The 16272-nt window shown below is 53.2% G+C and carries 14 protein-coding genes; 3 read left to right on the plus strand and 11 right to left on the minus strand.

The genetic code is table 11. The annotated features are described in order from the left end of the window. Positions 1-69: 69 nt before the first annotated feature. A complete protein-coding gene (locus ACPV3A_RS06805; RefSeq protein WP_426198503.1) occupies positions 70-2865 on the minus strand; it encodes a calcium-translocating P-type ATPase, SERCA-type in 2796 nt (931 codons plus the stop codon). Positions 2866-3042: 177 nt separating this feature from the next. Between ACPV3A_RS06805 and ACPV3A_RS06810 the strand changes: the two genes are divergently transcribed. After that, the gene (locus ACPV3A_RS06810) at positions 3043-4800 is read left to right on the plus strand and encodes an Rqc2 family fibronectin-binding protein (protein WP_426198504.1); all 1758 of its coding nucleotides are present in this window, start codon (positions 3043-3045) and stop codon (positions 4798-4800) included. A gap of 172 nt (positions 4801-4972) precedes the next feature. On the opposite strand, the gene ACPV3A_RS06815 is transcribed toward ACPV3A_RS06810, so the two are convergent. The 9 genes from ACPV3A_RS06815 to ACPV3A_RS06855 all read right to left on the minus strand — a co-directional run bounded on the left by ACPV3A_RS06815 (position 4973) and on the right by ACPV3A_RS06855 (position 13954). Further along, a complete protein-coding gene (locus ACPV3A_RS06815; protein ID WP_426198565.1) occupies positions 4973-5827 on the minus strand; it encodes a PHP domain-containing protein in 855 nt (284 codons plus the stop codon). Between the two features lie 50 nt (positions 5828-5877). After that, the gene (locus ACPV3A_RS06820) at positions 5878-6783 is read right to left on the minus strand and encodes a selenium metabolism-associated LysR family transcriptional regulator (RefSeq protein ID WP_071223692.1); all 906 of its coding nucleotides are present in this window, start codon (positions 6781-6783) and stop codon (positions 5878-5880) included. A gap of 117 nt (positions 6784-6900) precedes the next feature. Beyond that, complete coding sequence (locus tag ACPV3A_RS06825) at positions 6901-7338, minus strand: hypothetical protein (RefSeq protein WP_071223691.1); 438 nt, start codon at positions 7336-7338, stop codon at positions 6901-6903. A 408-nt stretch (positions 7339-7746) separates the two neighbouring features. Further along, the gene (locus ACPV3A_RS06830; RefSeq protein WP_006209210.1) at positions 7747-8010 is read right to left on the minus strand and encodes a YlbG family protein; all 264 of its coding nucleotides are present in this window, start codon (positions 8008-8010) and stop codon (positions 7747-7749) included. A gap of 47 nt (positions 8011-8057) precedes the next feature. Beyond that, positions 8058-8495 (minus strand): YlbF family regulator, encoded by a 438-nt coding sequence (locus tag ACPV3A_RS06835; RefSeq protein WP_071223946.1) that lies wholly within the window; start codon positions 8493-8495, stop codon positions 8058-8060. 102 nt (positions 8496-8597) lie between these two features. Next, entirely contained in the window at positions 8598-10319 is a 1722-nt protein-coding gene (locus tag ACPV3A_RS06840; protein ID WP_426198505.1) for a helicase-associated domain-containing protein, read from the minus strand. After that, positions 10316-12100, minus strand: coding sequence for a DNA repair helicase XPB (locus tag ACPV3A_RS06845; RefSeq protein ID WP_426198506.1), 1785 nt, complete (start codon positions 12098-12100; stop codon positions 10316-10318). The genes ACPV3A_RS06840 and ACPV3A_RS06845 overlap by 4 nt, the downstream gene beginning before the upstream one ends. Before the next feature lie 141 nt (positions 12101-12241). Beyond that, positions 12242-13411 (minus strand): M20 family metallopeptidase, encoded by a 1170-nt coding sequence (locus tag ACPV3A_RS06850; protein ID WP_426198508.1) that lies wholly within the window; start codon positions 13409-13411, stop codon positions 12242-12244. 33 nt (positions 13412-13444) lie between these two features. Further along, on the minus strand, positions 13445-13954 hold the full coding sequence (locus ACPV3A_RS06855) for an NUDIX hydrolase (RefSeq protein WP_220685994.1): 510 nt from the start codon (positions 13952-13954) through the stop codon (positions 13445-13447). Between the two features lie 252 nt (positions 13955-14206). Between ACPV3A_RS06855 and ACPV3A_RS06860 the strand changes: the two genes are divergently transcribed. Beyond that, positions 14207-14554 (plus strand): YugN family protein, encoded by a 348-nt coding sequence (locus tag ACPV3A_RS06860; protein WP_009589628.1) that lies wholly within the window; start codon positions 14207-14209, stop codon positions 14552-14554. 11 nt (positions 14555-14565) lie between these two features. Beyond that, the gene (ftsW, locus tag ACPV3A_RS06865) at positions 14566-15783 is read left to right on the plus strand and encodes a putative lipid II flippase FtsW (protein WP_194541738.1); all 1218 of its coding nucleotides are present in this window, start codon (positions 14566-14568) and stop codon (positions 15781-15783) included. A 53-nt stretch (positions 15784-15836) separates the two neighbouring features. On the opposite strand, the gene ACPV3A_RS06870 is transcribed toward ftsW, so the two are convergent. After that, positions 15837-16223 carry an Asp23/Gls24 family envelope stress response protein gene (locus ACPV3A_RS06870; RefSeq protein WP_009589611.1) on the minus strand — a complete coding sequence of 129 codons (387 nt, stop codon included), beginning with the start codon at positions 16221-16223 and terminating at the stop codon, positions 15837-15839. Positions 16224-16272 lie beyond the last annotated feature (49 nt).

The raw sequence follows: 16272 nt of genomic DNA on the forward strand, positions 1-16272 counted from the left end.
ACCCATCTCCTCTGCAATTGCTATGCTCGTGCTTAGCATATCGCAGAGGTGATGGGCTATCCATTCAATTTATGCCGAAATATTTGCACTCTTCGGCATCATGCTGCGGCGGTTCCGGTTGCGGTTACGTCTGCCGCCCCACACGCTTCCAGCCCCCATCAGGAAGGTAGGGATGCCGGCTGCCACGAGTGTCAGTGCCCACTCCTTCAAGCCAAGCGGAACCGTCTTGAAGATCGGCTGGAACGCCTCGATGTACATGACGCCAAGCATCAGCAATACCGAGGACAGCACAGCCAGAACCAACGCTTTGTTCTGAAGCGGATTGCGGTGGAAAATCGAACGCGAGCTGCGGCAGTCAAACACATGGATCAGCTGGGCCATGACGAGGGTAGCAAAGGCAACGGACTGCGCTTTAGCCAACTGGCCCGCATCATTCGGTGCGATGCGCAGCGTAATCCAAAATGCGCCGAGTGTACACAGGCCGATCAAGATGCCGCGGCTGATGATTTTCCAGCCAAGACGTCTGGCAAAAATATTTTCCTTGGCTCCGCGGGGCTTGTGCTCCATCAGATCCTTCTCCGGCTGATCCACCCCGAGCGCCATCGCCGGCAGCCCGTCGGTAACAAGGTTCACCCACAAAATCTGGATCGGAACGAGCGGAAGCGGCAGACCCATCATCATCGCGAAAAACATCGTCAGAATTTCGCCGACATTGGAAGCCAGCAAATAACGGATAAACTTGCGAATATTTTCATAGATGCTGCGCCCCTCCTCAATCGCCGAAACAATCGTGGAGAAATTATCGTCACTGAGCACCAGCGATGACGCTTCCTTCGTTACGTCCGTACCGGTAATGCCCATGGCAATCCCGATATCCGCGGCTTTGATGGCCGGAGCATCGTTCACACCGTCCCCCGTCATGGCAACCACATGCCCCTTACGTTGAAGCGACTTCACGATGCGGAGCTTATGCTCGGGTGATACGCGGGCATAAACGAAGGTCTGATCCACCCTCGCATCCAGCTCCTTGTCATCCATCCGGGATAACTCCTGTCCCGATAGCGACAGGCCGTTCCTTGGCAGGATGCCGAGCTGGGCCGCAATCGCTTCCGCCGTTGTCCGATGGTCGCCCGTGATCATGACAGTCTTGATGCCCGCGCGGCGGCATGTCGCAATCGCATCGCGCACTTCACGGCGCGGCGGATCGATCATTCCGGCAAGTCCCACAAAGATAAGCTGGCTCTCGGCCTCTTTCTCCGTTTCCGGCTTGTCATAGGAACGCAGATCCCGATATGCCAAACCAAGCACGCGCAGCGCATCGGAAGCCATGCCTTCATTGGCGGTCAGCACCTTCTGGCGGAGCGTGGCGGTAAGCGGCACAACGTTTCCGTCCCACAAAATATAAGTGCATGCATCCAGCAGGACGTCCGGCGCGCCCTTCGTGCAGAGCAAGCGCCCGCCCTGATGGCTGACGATAACGGACATCAGCTTTCGCTCCGAATCAAACGGAAACTCTTTGTCTCTCTGATAGATGGTGTTCAGGCTTCCCTTAGTCAATCCCATTTTGGACGATAGCGTCAGCAGTGCTCCTTCTGTCGGGTCCCCTTTTAACTCCCAAGCAGCAGCTGCCGGCTCTTCCTTGCCCTTGCGCTTGTTCCGGGCTTCCTCCTGCACGTTCTCATAAATCTCCGCATTGTTGCACAGCCCGCTGATTTGCAGCAGTCGGCGAAGCCCCTGATCGGATCTCAGCTCCACCGGCTTGCCTCTGTGAAGAATTTGACCCGTCGGGTCATACCCATGCCCGGTCACTTCCAGCGAGCGTCCTCCCAGCCAAACCTGGGTTACGGTCATTTTATTCTGCGTGAGCGTCCCCGTTTTATCGGAACAGATCACGGATGCGCAGCCCAGGGTCTCCACGGATGGCAGCTTGCGCACGATCGCTTTGCGCTTGATCATGCGCTGCACGCCGAGGGCGAGGGCAATCGTAACGATGGCCGGAAGCCCTTCTGGGATGGCGGCAACCGCAAGGCTGACTCCTGCAAGGAACATGCCTGCGGCAGGCTGTCCATGCAGAATGCCTGCTACGACGACCAGAATCGTAAGCCCCAGTGAAACGGCAATCAGAATTTTGCCCAGCTGTTCCAGGCGATGCTGCAGCGGCGTCTCCTGTGACTCCGTGTTCTGGATCAAATCGGCGATTTTGCCCATCTCCGTATCCATTCCGGTTCGGATGACAACGCCTTTTCCCGTACCGCGGGCCACCATCGTGCCCATAAAGCCGATGTTCTTGCGGTCGCCCAGCGGAACATCCGCATCGTGAATCGGCTCGGCATGTTTGTTCACCGGCAGGGACTCGCCGGTCAAGGCCGATTCCTCGACACTGCAGCTGTTGATCTCGAGCCAGCGAACATCGGCCGGAATACGGTCTCCGCTCTCCACGAGCACGACATCGCCAGGGACAAGTTCCCTAGCCGCAACCTGTACCACTTTACCGTCCCGAATGACTCTGGACGTCGGCGCGGACAGCTGCTTCAAAGCCCGAAGCGACCGTTCCGCCCTGAATTCCTGGACGAAACCAAGGATCCCGTTGATCAGGATGATGGCTACAATCGTGACGGCATCCAAATACTCGCCCAGCAGACCGGATACCAGGGTGGCGCCAAGGAGCACCAACACCATGAAATCCTTAAATTGATTCAAGAACAGAACAAATGGAGAAATTTTAACGCCCTCGGAGAGCTCATTATAGCCACTGTTTTTTCGTCTCTCCCCGGCTTCCTCTTCCGTGAGGCCCTGCTCCGGATGCATATGCAGCACTTGCTGCAATTCATCCGTATCCATTTGGTGCCATTGCTTTTGTTCCATGCTTCCTTTCCCTCCCGGTTGTTTGCTCCGGCGGATGACAGCTTTTCCACCCTTTCTACGTAAATGTATTCGGACAGGTCCTGAATTATCACAGAAGGGGCCTTAAGTTTTTGAGGGAAATATGGCATCATAGAGAAGTACGATAGGAAGGGTAACAGACAGATAGGAGAATGAAGGATGGCATTAGACGGCATTGTCACACGTGCGATCGTGCATGAGCTTCAATCATGCCGGGGCGCACGGATCAATAAAATATATCAACCGAACGATCGGGACATCGTATTTCATATACGCACCCAGCAAGGTAACGCCAAGCTGCTGCTATCCGCAAACCCCACGTATCCCAGGGTGCATCTGACGCAGGAGACCTTTCTGAATCCGGCCGAAGCCCCCATGTTTTGCATGATTCTGCGCAAGCATTGCGAGAGCGGCATCATCGAGGACATCCAGCAGGTGGGCATGGAACGGATTATTCATCTTACGATCAGGCAGCGTGACGAACTCGGCGATATTTCCTCCAAAAAAATCATCGTGGAGCTGATGGGCAGACACAGCAACATCATTCTGCTCGATCCATCAAGCGGCACCATACTGGATGGCATCAACCATGTGACGCCTGCCATCAGCAGTTATCGAGTGGTCATGCCGGGATTCTCTTATACGAATCCGCCGGAGCAGCACAAGCTCAATCCGCTCGAAACCGGGCAGGAAGCCTTCCGGGAATCTTGTCTGATGAACGAGGAGCAGGCCGTTCCATGGCTGGTCGGCGCATTCAGCGGCCTTAGTCCGCTCGCGGCCCAGGAAATTGCCCAGCGCGCAGGGGGAAGCAGTCCAGGTGGGCTTGAAGGGGAAAAAGATTGCGGCAGCCTGTGGAGCGCATTCGATGAGATCATGGAACAAGTCCGCAACCATCAATATACGCCGGTTACAGGCGTCAATGCCAAGGGGAAGTCGGTGTTCTCCGTCATTCCGCTGACATTGCTGGTGGACGAGACTACAACCTACGAATCGGTCAGTCGATGCATGGAGGATTATTACGGAGATAAAGCTCAGCGGGATACAGTTAAACAGAAGGTCAGCGACCTCCTCCGATTCCTGCAGAATGAACGGACGAAGAACATCAAGAAGCTGGATAATTTAAACAAGGACTTGGAAGAAGCCGGGGATGCCGACCGGTATCGGATCTTTGGCGAGCTTCTCTTCGCCTCGCTCCACCAGATTCAGAAGGGCGACCGTGAAGCCAAGCTGGTTAACTTCTATGATGAAGAGCAGGCGACCGTCACCATCCCGCTGGATCCGCTCCTGACTCCGTCGGACAATGCGCAGCGCTATTTTAAAAAATATAACAAGTACAAGAACAGCCTCGCGGTCATTGACGAACAGTTAATCAAAACCCGCGAAGAGATCAACTATATCGAGAATCTGCTGCAGCAGCTGTCGCATGCTTCCTTGAGCGACATCGATGAAATCCGGGACGAGCTGATCCAGCAGGGATACTTGAGAGACCGCAATCGTAAAACGAAGAAAAAGAAGAAAAACGACAAGCCGACGCTGCATGTCTATACTTCATCCGAAGGCATCGAGCTTTATGTTGGAAAAAACAACCTCCAAAACGAATACGTAACCAACCGTCTCGCTTCCTCAAATGATACATGGCTGCATACCAAGGATATCCCGGGCTCTCACGTGGTCATCCGAAGCAGCGAGTACGGGGATGCAACGCTGCAGGAAGCGGCACAGCTGGCGGCTTATTACAGTCAGGCCAAAGAATCCAGCAGCGTGCCTGTCGACTACACGCTCATTCGCCATGTACGCAAGCCGAATGGAGCCAAACCCGGGTTTGTCATTTATGACAATCAAAAAACGCTGTTCGTCACGCCGGACGAGCAGCGGATCAAGGCGATGCCCAGTTCGGTAAAAAACAATCGCAATTAAGATGAGCAACGAACTCGATATATCGTTCGTTTAATTACAAAACGGGTATCCGAAAGGTCGTAGGACCAGCCGGAGTACCCGTTTTTTCTTACTGTCATGCCGCGATTTCCTATACGAATCCGCCGGAGCGCACAAACGTATTCCGCTCGAAACCCGCGCCGTGTTGTCGATCTTAGCTCCTTGCCCGCGCCTGATGAAGCTCATCCAACACCTGGATGGATACCTGACGGCTGCCGATATCCCCATGGAACACTCGGCCCTGCCTCTCGCCATGGTAATCGGATCCCGCGGTCACCATCAAACCGTATGCCTCGGCCATCGCCAAATAGCGTTTCTCCTCTGCTGCCCCATGGTCCGAATGATAGACTTCAATCCCCTTGAAAGCAGCCTCTTCAATGACCGCTCTCACCAATGCATCATCGCCGTAGAGTCCAGGGTGCGCAAGCACCGGCACGCCCCCGGCTTCGCGTATCCATTCGCAGGCTTCCTTGGGATGAATCCGCGGCTGCGGCACATATGCAGCTGCGCCCTGTGCGAGATACCGGTCGAAGGCATCCCTTAGATCGAGGGCATGACCCTTAAGAACCAGGGTATCCGCAATATGCGGGCGGCCGATGCTCTCATCGGGTTCCAGCGGCCGCCCCAAGCCTCCGATCACTTCCTCCATCGTCAGCTCGATGCCTAGCCCTCTCAGCTTCGCCATGATCTTCTCATTGCGCTCCCCCCTCGTACGACGGAGCTCTGCCAGCCGCTCCAGAAACACGGGGTCCTGGTAATCTATGTAATAGCCCAGGACGTGAATATCCGTCCCGCCTGCCATGGTGCTGATTTCTACGCCAGGGACCACGATCATGTTGAGGCGTTCTCCGGCTTGCAGCGCCTCCTCGACACCGGCCACCGTGTCATGGTCCGTTATAGCTAGAGCCCCAAGTCCCCGCTCGAAAGCAAGCTGCACGTTCTCCGAAGGTGTGTTCATCCCGTCCGAAGCCTGGGTGTGGGAATGAAGGTCGCAGCCTGTCCGATTCATCGATTTATCTATGTCAATCAATCCCCTTTCGTTGTAAGTTCGGGTGTGCTTTATCGCTGGTTTTGCTGACGTTCCTTTAAATAGGCCAAAAACGTCATCGCCGACATCGGCAGCAGCGCGGACCGCAACTGAATGGAATAAAAATTCCGTTTAAACGAAGCATCCGCAATATCAATCATTTTGACTAAACCGAGCGCGGTTTCATGCTTGACCGTTGAGGTCGACAGCATCGTAATGCCGAGCCCTTCCTCTACCGCCGATTTCACTGCTCCCGTACTCCCAAGCTCCATGACCGTTTGGATGCTTTCGGGATCATACCCCCGCATAAGCAGCACATCCTCCATCACCTTCCGTGTGCCAGACCCCTTCTCGCGAAGCACAAACGGATACTTCAGCACATCCTCCAAATATATCGCATCTTTCCTTATTGCTAAAGGATGGCCGGAAGGAACGATCAGTTTCAACTCATCCTCCATGACCGAATCGAGAACCATATCCGGATGCTCCACAGGTGCCTCAATCAGCCCGAAATTCAGTTGATGGCCGGCGATTTCCTCGAGGATCTGCGTGGTGTTCATCACTTTCAGCATAATGGATATATCCGGATACTCCCGGCCGAAGGGCCCCAGCAATCGGGGCAGCACGTATTCCCCGATGGTCAGGCTTGCCCCCAGCTGCAGCCTTCCCTGAAGCTTATTAGAGAAAGCCGCCATCGCCGCGTCCGTTTCCTGCGACAGCTCCAGGCTCTTGCGGGCAAAAGGAAGCAGCGTCCTCCCGGCTTCGGACAATTCCATGCGCTTGGTGGAACGAATGAGGAGCTTTGTTCCAAAATACTCCTCGAGCGATTGTACCTGCATCGTCACAGCAGGCTGGCTCATATGAAGCGCCTGGGCAGCAGCGGAAAAACTCCCGCGCTCTGCTACCGTGTAAAAAATATGTAGCTGATGAAAGTTCATAACATCGGTTCCCCTCTCGCTGCCGCTTTTGTATTTATCATTGTAACGGATCGCGGCGGAGCATACAAAAAAGACATCCGCGCTTACGCTCGCATGCCATATGAAAACTCTATTTCTTTATTTACGTTTACGGCTGTTCTTAATCAGTGTCATGCGACGTGAATGGCGAAGCCATGAGTAATAAGACTTCAGGTCTCGAAGCTCAATGGTTTCTGACATACGTCCCAAAAAAGTTACAATAATCATCCGATGCAGCGGGTTGCCAATCAGATCACGTTCATGCTCCAGCTCCGAGAACTCCGCCACAACAACGAGGTCGTCGTCAATCAGATAGACATCCTGCTCGTTGCGGTAATACGGCACGATCCGGTCCTGCTTCAGGCACTCCCACATCCATGTCCCGATTTCCTCATGGGACGTGTCGTTACCTTGAACCCGGTCCGTATAACGGCTCTTGGCATGATTGGTAATGACGATGTCGGCGACCTTTTTATCATTTAACGTAATATAAAACGGCTCATAGGTGCTCCACCGCTCAGTCCCTTTGTCGCGCATGGAATATCACTCTCCACCAAATGGGTCTTTGTATCTATGTATATATACCCAACATATTACATCATTCCACTGGCATTCACAAGATTGAAACCTCGCTTCTTGTGAACAATCACCGAAAATTTAGAAATATCTCTAGTTGTATCCTGTGCGTTGGGGCGCTGACGCCCGAATGGAATGATGGGTTTGATTAAAATGTAAATTGTACCTTACTTATACTATTTTATCAAACAAGATTCCGAATTATGCCAATCTATCGTCATCAATCCATAATAAACTTTATAAAGCCATGCCCACGCTCCAACTTTATACTTACCGATAGTTTAAAAAAAGCGGCCCTACGGGGGCCGCTTTACGCTCTTCTCGCTAACTTATGCGATTTGCGTTAGATTCACGATCAGGCACATCATGCTAAGGTCCGTAAAACTTCGCTTTATCCGGTCCTTTGCTGCTGTACTCCGTCTTAATCTCATTCCGGTAGGAGCGCTCGATCTTACGAACGTAGGACAATCTCCGGATGTTCTTCATTGTTTCCTCGGCGCGGTCAGCATTGACGTACATGACAACATAATGCATGCGGCGTGATATATAGTGCACACTGCCGTATTTCTCCAAATTCCTTGCTGCCTTCACATCGCTGACCCATATAATAAAACCGGTCCGTTCAGCCAACATCCTAAGCTCCTCGCCTCGCTTTCGTCTCTATCTCTAGTCTTTGCCTATTATCCGCACGAACAAGCTCCGCCGCTGCCGCAACCCTTCTTGGGAAGAGGATCGTTGCCCGGAACCTTGATGCTCTCCGAAACCGAAAAAGCAATCTTCTCCGACATCGAATGCAGCAGATCGTCCAGATTCTTCTCCGCCTGCTTGAACCGGGCTACAGGCTCGAAAGCCTCAAGCTCCGCTTCCACCGCGGCTACTTCATCCTTGGCCGAATGGTAATTCGGGTGAAAGTGACCGAACCGCTGGGTCTCTTCAAACAGCTCTTTCTTGGACTCAAGCTTTTTGATTAAAGCCTGAATCATAGGATCACCCTCAACTGCCTGCTTCCAATATAGATAATCCGCCACTTCGACGGAAGCATTAATCATGTCGCCTATTTCATAGGCATAGGTGAGCACCTCGGCCATATCGACCGTATTTATTTCCGATACGCTCATGAACTCATCCCGCTTTTCTATTAGTTTGGCCCACGCTTTGTTTGTGGACTCTTTCATCATAGCATAACGCTCGTATCTTAAGAAGGGGGAATTCATACGCTTTTACGGAATCACAAGCCGCATTTCCTTCCATTCCCCTTCGCCTAACTGCACCACGGTTTCCGTCATTTCGGAATCAGATTCGGAGTCCGGATCGTATAACGCTCCCGAAATTTTCCATGGCTGCCGCTCGAGCTGAAATGGAATAAACTCCATCCGGCTGCCATCGACCGCAATCTCTAATTTAGCTGACAATTCAAGCGCCTGCTCCATCATTTGCTTGGCCGTCGAACCGTGATAAGAACGCCAATCCCGTGTCCACATGATGGGAATCCGGTTCAAATCCGGAACGATTGACGTTATATCCGGAAGGCTGTGGTCCAATTCAAGAGCAAGCTCGCTGCGCGCAGGGCGAATCAAACTGCTGGATGGGCTGCCAGAATAACCCGGCATGACGTAACGGTTATCTTCTTCATCACAGGCCCCGGGTACCGCTTTATCTTTCGGAGCTGCGCCGATAAATCGTGAAAGCTCATCCTTACCCGTTCTTTCAAGCTCTTTGCCCCACTGACATAAGGCAGCATGCACGTTCTCCGGAATTCCCGCCGCAGCATACTCCGTAAAAAATGCCGTGATCGCTTCCAGCCCCATTCCTGCCGTCGCCGCCTGAGCCACCGAATCCCTGGTCAGACGATAGACCGTCATTACGTCATCCGAGATGCGCTCCGTGCACAGGGCAGCCGTAAACTTGACCGTGTAAGACACGTCAGGCGGAATCAATATGTCAAAATCCGGCTGGATAAACAGCCCCGAAGATCCGGTGTTATCCTGGCTGCTTCCACTCAGCAAGGAGCAGGGATCCATACGCCACCGGAACAGGAATTGGCCATCGTGATCCATGCCAAGATCGGTGTAACCGCAGCCGGTTAATAAACGGAGCCATGAAGCTGCGTCCTCCGCGGACAATTCCTTTCCGCTACTTGGCTCCAAGTTCTGGGGCTCCTCGCCATATGCCAATGTGTGCTGAGCATAGTACCACATCCCACCGATCCGTGATGAGTGACAAATCCGCCATGTGAAATGCTGATACTCGGCCAAACTCGGAGCATAGCGTTCCATCATGCGCAACAGAACCAATCGGTCCATCGCTTCGTGCGTGAGTGCAAGCCAATGGCGCAATGCGGTCATGTTCAGTCTAAGCTCCCCTTGCTCCAGGGCGACCAGATCAAACGAAAACAGCAAATCCAATACAACCGCAATATGTGGTGGGTAAACATCAGCGTGATCATATTGAAGTGCAAGCCCCTCAACATCGGATGGCGATAATTCCACCACGCTCCCCAGCTTCTGAATAAATTTTTTATGCAGAACCCCTTTAGCAGTCACAGCCACTCGGTTCTTAGCGACATATACGAGAACGTTGAACATATCGACTGCTATCCCGCTTCTTCCCTCCTGCTGGAGCTTCACGGCAGCTGCGGGAACGGAACCCGCCTTGAGATCGCCAAAGGCCTCCTGGAGAATCTGAAGCTTATCAAAAGGGATGAAATACATCCTCTCGCCCCAGCCCTGCTTCACCGCTTGAACCCATCGCTGCTGCCTCAAGGATAAGAAGGCGAGCTGCACTTCCACGCCGCTCAAGCGCCGAACGCGCAGCGAGCGAAGTTTGTCGTCATCAAATCGCTGCCCGGCAAAACGGCTCCAGATATGATGAAGGACCGACCGCTCCTTCGGAAGAAGCCGATCTAAGCTTATGGCATCCGCCACGTCCTGCTGTTCCATCATCTCCACGAGGCCTCCTTCCCGTCAGGAATCTGCAGGCGATGCCTATGCCGCATCGATGACATGTCAAGGAAGGCTGGGTGCTTCGCTTGAATCGCGTGATATTCATACCCCTGCTCAATCAGGAACAGCTGACGCCGGATCGCAAACATCTCCTCCCGGCTCTCCTCCGTTACCAATGCATAAAAATAAGCCCGGTTCTCCCCCTGCTTCGGCCGCAGCAAGCGTCCGAGACGCTGCGCCTCCTCCTGCCTTGAGCCGTAACTTCCCGAAACCTCGATCGCCACGGAGGCATCGGGCAGGTTAACGGCGAAGTTAGCCACTTTCGAAACGACAAGTACACGGACGGTTCCTTCCCGGAAAGCCTTATACCATTCATTGCGCTGATCCTGCGTCATCTGCCCCGTAATGAGAGGGGCCTGCAGCTCCTCGGCAATGGCATGAAGCTGATCCAGGTATTGCCCAATAATCAGCGTCTGTGCATCCTTGTGGAAATCCACGAGTTGCCGAATCACGCGGAGCTTGGACGGATTTTCGGCAGCCAGCCGATACTGATCCCTTTTGCCCGCCGTCTCGCAGGCTGCTCTGATCTCATCCGGCAGCGGCACCTTAATCTCCGTACAGTCCACCGAAGCAATCCAGCCCTGCTCCTCCAGCCTTTTCCACGGCATTTCATATCGTTTGGGGCCGATCAGCGAGAACACGTCATGCTCCCTTCCATCCTCTCGAACCAGGGTGGCGGTCAGTCCGAGCCTGCGGGTCGCTTGAATATCAGCCGTCGCACGGAATACCGGTGCCGGAAGAAGATGAACCTCATCATAGATGATTAAGCCCCAGCGGCGTTCATTAAACAGCTTCATATGCTGCTGTTCATCCCCCTTGCCTTGTCGGTGGGTCAGGATGTGATAGGTGGCGACCGTTACCGGCCTCACCTCTTTGCGCTGACCGGAGTATTCACCGATCTCCTCCGCGGACAGCGAGGTTTTCTGCAGCAGCTCGGCGATCCACTGCCGTACAGACGTTGTGTTGGAAGTGAGGATCAGAGTCTCGCACTGCAGATCGCGCATCGCAGCGATGCCAATGACCGTTTTCCCGGCACCGCAAGGCAGGACAAGGACCCCGTTGCCGCCTTCACCGCCGACATCCCTGAAGGAATCGGCAGCCTTCCGCTGATAGTCGCGGAGCTGAAAGAGCTGATCGTTGGATCCGCCGTTGGAGTCTTCAAGACCCCCACTGTCCGGCTTTTCACCACGCCAAAGAATGTTCAGATATTGCCCGTCTATATATCCCGCGTGGTCCAGCACAGGATAGCCGAGCCGGGTCAGCTCCTGCTTCAATAGGCCACGTCGGTCTGAAGGCACTTCTGCTTCCTTCGGCGAAATCAATCGAACGCCGATTTCCTTCAGGGAGCGATGGGATATCAGCTCCTGCATCAAGGCTTCCTCATGACTAGATAGCAGCAATGAGCGGTCAAGCGTGGGATGCGGGAGCAGCGACAGCTGTCCGTAACGCCCAACGAGCTGGCGAACCTCTTCGAGCAGAGCTGCCGGCACATCCCATCGTGACAGCGACCGAAGGCTCGAACAAATTGCTTCAGCCGTCATTCCCCCGGCAGCGGCGTTCCATAAGGATAACGGGGTGAGGCGATATGTATGAAAAGACGAAGGACTTTTGATCAAATCCGCATACTGGGCCAGTTGTACGCGTGCGATCTCAGCATCCGCATGAGCGGTTTCAAGCAATATGGTCCGATCCCGCTGGACGATGCATGGCTTGTTATGCACCCTATTCCCTCCTCGTAACGTTTGGTCATCTTAAAAAAAAAGAAGCCCACATCCATGTCCATGGATCTGAACTTCCCCTATGATCTATAGGATTTCCAAATTACGAGCGTTCATGCGCGATGATTGCGATTTTCTTAAAGTCTAGTCCCCGTTCTGATAGCTCGACACCATCTCGACCAGCAGCTTCGCCCCATAACGCATGGCATCTTCATCAAAGTCGAACATCGGATGGTGATGCGGATAGATTGCCGCCTTATCCGGGTTACCGGCTCCAACGAAAATGAAGCAGCCCGGAATTTCCTTCAAGTAGTATGCAAAATCCTCTGCCGGCATCAGTTTGGGTGACACCTTGACCTGATCCGCTTCGAATACCTTAGGGGCCGTACGGAAGAAGCGAGCGGTTTCGGTCTCATCATTCACCAAGGGTGGATACCCGACGAGATATCGAACCGCTGCTTTCGTGCCGTAGGTTTCCGAAACCGTCCGGGTCATATGCTCGATCCGCTCCCGTATTAGCGTCCGGGTAGGTTCGTCAAAGGTGCGTACCGTTCCCGTGATCCGGCAAGAGGAAGCAATGACGTTTTGCGCCGTTCCGGCTTGCATCGTTCCTACCGTAACCACGGCAGGCTGCAGCGGATCTACCGTGCGGCTTACAATGGTTTGAAGCTGCATGACCAGCGCTGCTCCCGCTACCAGGGCATCGGCTGTCACATGCGGCATACCGCCGTGTCCCCCGCGCCCCGTAATATCAATGAAAAACTCATCCGCCGCAGCCATCAGCGGACCTGGCGCGCTCGCTGCGGTTCCTACTGGAAACGGCGTCCATAGGTGGAGACCATAGACAACGTCGGCTCCGTCAAGCGCTCCATCCTTGATCATCTCTATCGCACCGCCGGGGCAGACTTCCTCTGCCGGCTGAAACATGAAACGAATCTCGCCCTGAACTTCTTCCGGGTACGTGCTGTAGTAAGCCGCAGCCCCCAGCAGCATGGAGGCATGCCCGTCATGCCCGCAAGCATGCATCACTCCTTGCACCCGCGATTTGTACTCGCAGCTCTTGCCGTCTTCAATCGGCAGCGCATCCATGTCGGAGCGCAGCACAACGGTCTTGCCGGGTTTATCTCCTCTTAGAATTCCTATCACTCCATGACCGCCCACGCCTGTCTTGACCTCCAGACCAAGCTCCTGCAGCCGGGTTGCTATAAATGTCGCAGTTTCCTTCTCCTGGAACGAAAGTTCCGGGTGCATATGTAAATGACGCCGCCATTCCACCATCCGTGGATACCATTGTTCCCAAAATGCTTCCTTCATCAAGTTCCATCATCCTTCCCCGCTATATGCGGCTCAATCGATCGCAAGAAATCCGTGAAGCTTGCTCAGCAGCAGCCCGTGCCCAACCATGGCATCCATTCGGCCGCTTTCCTTCATCTTGCGATACACATCCCTGAGCGGGACCCACATAGCTCTAACATCTTCGTCCTCATCTTGATTCGACTCGTGGCTAACGGACACCTTCAAATCGTCGGTGAAATAAAAATGAACGTTCCGGTTGGCCAGAGAAGCCATCGGATAAGCGCTGCCCATGTAGGACAAGTCCTTGCACAGCACACCTGCCTCTTCCTCAAGCTCCCGCTTCACGGCAAGCTTCCGTTCCTCACCGGGTCTCACCGTTCCGCCAGGAAGCTCCCAAGTGATCTCATCCACCGCTTCCCGGTGCTGGCATACCAAGAGCAGACATCCTTGATAAACGGCCACAACCGCTGCCGATTCCGGAATCCGGTCGATCACGACAATTTCCTTCTGCCCGTTCTCTTCCACTACATAATAATCCGTGCGGTAAACGACGCGGTTCATCGGCCATATCCACCCTTCGCTTGAATTGAAGTCCTATGAATATATAACCACCGGAATGGAAAGCGTACATTTCACAGCGTTTTCACTTGCTTTTATTTTAGCAGAAAAGAAGAATGCCTGTCGTTATCAAAAACTCATCTGGATAAAAGGTCTCAATTGAAGCGTGACGGGCGGTACAGGCTTGCACAAGTTCCTGAAACATACTATCATATTAAAGAACTTTGCAAGGACTATTAAGGGGGTTACGACCACATGATTTTCGAAAATACAGGCTTGGACGGATTGCACAGCGATTTAGCTTACCTCGATGAATGTGCCGAGAAAGTAGGCTTCATTCGTTGGCAGTGGGAATACTACCGCGCTACATATGACTTGAAAATCGAAGATAAAAAAAATCAGGCTGAATACTTCCTGCGCATTAACACCCGCGCTGTTGAAGGCAAGCTCGAAAAACCGGACACCATCCTCAAAATCGAAGCGGTATACCTGGGTAAAGCCACGTTCCCGCACGGACTCGAGTATGAATCCATGGCTCCACAGCCCGTTATGAATGTGGCCACCAAGAAGCTTCAAGAGCTCAAAGCTCTTCTGGAAGCGTAAGGTCGAACATTATGAATACGACCAAACCTCAGCCGAAGAGAGGGACGCCTGATTTTCAACTGCTGATCCTTACCTTGCTGTTGGTGGGATTCGGACTGATCATGGTGTTCAGTTCCAGCTCCAGCTTGGCCGTTTTCAATGAAAAATTCAATAACGATCCGCTGCATTTTACGAAGCGGCAAGTCGCGTTTGCCGTCCTTGGCACGCTGGTTATGTTTGTTGCCATGAACATCAACTATAAAAAGTACAAGAAGCTATTCATACCGGTGTTTTTTCTAACCTTAATGCTGCTGATCCTTGTGGTGATCATCGGCTCCGCAACCAACGGAGCCACAAGCTGGTTTAACCTGGGGAAATTCGGCATCCAGCCGACCGAACTGGCCAAAATAGCGACCATTGTCTATCTGGCAGCGTTGATCACAAAAAAAGGGGAACGAATCCGTCAATGGAAGGGCGGTTTCTTCCCCGTACTCATTATTGTAGGGATCGTAGCGGGACTGATCATGCTTCAGCCGGACCTGGGCTCCTGTTTCATCCTCGTGGCTACCAGCGGGCTGCTGATCTATGCCGGCGGCGCCAGCCTCAAGCATATCCTCGGATGTATCTCGCTTGTCGCGCTTGGCCTGGTGCTCACACTGGGAGTCGGATCGCTCTTTAACTCCGGCGGAGATCAGGAAGAGGCTTCCAAGAACTATAAGATGGGCCGGATCGAGGCTTTCATGGACCCGTTCCACGATGAGTCGGACACAGGCTACAATTTGGTTCAATCGCTGATCGCCATCGGCCAGGGCGGTGTCACCGGAGCCGGTTACGGGGAGAGCGTGCAGAAGCTGCATTATCTGCCGAATCCTTATAACGACTTTATCTTTTCGGTCATCGGCGAAGAATTCGGTTTTATCGGAACCGCGATATTCCTCCTGCTCTACTTATATTTTATCCTGCGAGGGATCATTGTTTCGCTTCGCTGTTCGGATCCCTTCGGTACCTTGACCGGCGTCGGCATCATGGGACTGATCGCCATTCAGGCCTTCATCAATATCGGCGGGGTAACCAATACCATCCCAATAACGGGCGTTACCCTCCCGTTCATCAGTTATGGCGGATCCTCGCTGCTGGTCATGATGCTGAGTATGGGAATCGTGCTTAGCATATCCAGGGACAGCAACCGTCCGATGAAAGAGGAGCAGGTTAAATCCGTAATTAAAAAAGACTACCGGGCAATCCGGTAGTCTTTTTTTCGATTTTTTTCATAATTAGCGGGGCACGATCCCCTATGGTCGTCTTATTTGGCTCGAAGCTGAATATCGTCGATTTCATCGTCTTTAAACGCTACGCCTTCGACCTTCACGTTGACCTCAACCACTCGAAGCCCTGTCATGCTCTCGACAGCTTCGCGGACATTCTGTTGAAGCATGCGGCATACTTCATGTATTGGTGTCTCATAGAGCACGATAATCCGCAGGTCGATCGCCGCTTCCAGCTGACCTACTTCCACGGTAACACCCTTTTGCACATTTTTGCCGCTCAGTCTCTTAGCCCATCCCTCGGACAATCCACCGGACATGGCTGCAATACCTGGGGTTTCCAAGGCAGCCAATCCGGCAATTTTCGAGACGACATCATCCGATATTCGAATCAAACCGTTATCCAGTTGAAGTTGTTCCGTCATGCCATATCCTCCTTCACCTCATTATCCGTTATTGTAAATCGTAACGGAC

This window comes from Paenibacillus sp. Dod16, assembly GCF_049893405.1.
GTDB lineage: Bacteria > Bacillota > Bacilli > Paenibacillales > Paenibacillaceae > Paenibacillus_AQ.